A 918-nucleotide genomic window follows, 5' to 3' on the forward strand; every position below is an offset into this window, starting at 1 on the left:
CTCTGTTCAGTGCCATATGAAACTGGATCCCCGTGACAGGCACGGGGATGACGACGGGGAGGGACGGCTATTCCGCCCCCAACAGGCAATCTGGATGAGCTTGTCAGCAGAAGGCCCCGGATCATGCGATCCGGAGCCTTCTGCTATTATGTGCTGTGTCAGGCTGACAATCAGTCTTCGTAACGAACCTGATCAACGAGCTTCAGCGAGCCATCGGCGCTGACGCGGTAGATGTTTTCAACCTGATCGCCATTGTGGTGGATATTGACCTGCACCATCGAACCGGCCGGCGCCTTGGTCAGGTGCTCGGCGCTCTGTGCAACCGGCTGAGCGGCGAAGACGGCGGGAGCGGCGGCAAAGCTTGCAACGAGGGCAGCGGCAGCGATGAACTTGGACATTTGAATTCTCCTTGGGGGCGGTCCCGGCTGTTCTGCTTCAGGCGCCGGTTGACCGCGGGTGTTTCCGTTTATCTTTTGCGTTTCGATCAGTCTTCGTGACGGACCTGATCAACGAGCTTCAGCGAGCCATCGGCGCTGACGCGGTAGATGTTGTCGATCTGATTGCCATTGTCGCGGCTTTCGATCTGAACCATCGAACCGGCCGGAGCCTTGGTCAGGTGCTCGGCGCTCTGGGCGACCGGCTGAGCGGCGAAGACGGCGGGAGCGGCGGCAAAGCTTGCAACGAGGGCAGCGGCAGCGATGAACTTGGACATTTGAATTCTCCTTGGGAATGTTTTTTGTTCGTTTCTGTTGACGCAGAGATAGGCCGACGGGGAGCCGGGGACAATTCCCCATTTAATCAACTGATTGTTCATCATCTGTAGACATTCACGCACCGATCACGAAATCAGCGTTGACGATCACCGCCACGTGAACAGCGCCCGGCCATAGAAAAACCCCGGCGCCAGGCACCGGGGTT

At 58.3% G+C, this 918-nt stretch carries 2 protein-coding genes; both read right to left on the minus strand.

Annotated features, from left to right (window positions below; translation table 11 throughout):
- Positions 1-170 precede the first annotated feature (170 nt).
- Positions 171-398 (minus strand): hypothetical protein, encoded by a 228-nt coding sequence (locus HCK86_RS23855; RefSeq protein ID WP_176086991.1) that lies wholly within the window; start codon positions 396-398, stop codon positions 171-173.
- An 86-nt stretch (positions 399-484) separates the two neighbouring features.
- Complete coding sequence (locus HCK86_RS23860; RefSeq protein ID WP_176086992.1) at positions 485-712, minus strand: hypothetical protein; 228 nt, start codon at positions 710-712, stop codon at positions 485-487.
- Positions 713-918: the final 206 nt, after the last annotated feature.

This window comes from Martelella sp. HB161492, from assembly GCF_013184775.1.
GTDB lineage: Bacteria > Pseudomonadota > Alphaproteobacteria > Rhizobiales > Rhizobiaceae > Martelella.

What these genes read in the sequence shown, in the direction of transcription:
- HCK86_RS23855 (WP_176086991.1), bottom strand. Translation starts at nt 398, where the DNA reads ATGTCCAAGTTCATCGCTGCCGCTGCCCTCGTTGCAAGCTTTGCCGCC.
- HCK86_RS23860 (WP_176086992.1), bottom strand. Translation starts at nt 712, where the DNA reads ATGTCCAAGTTCATCGCTGCCGCTGCCCTCGTTGCAAGCTTTGCCGCC.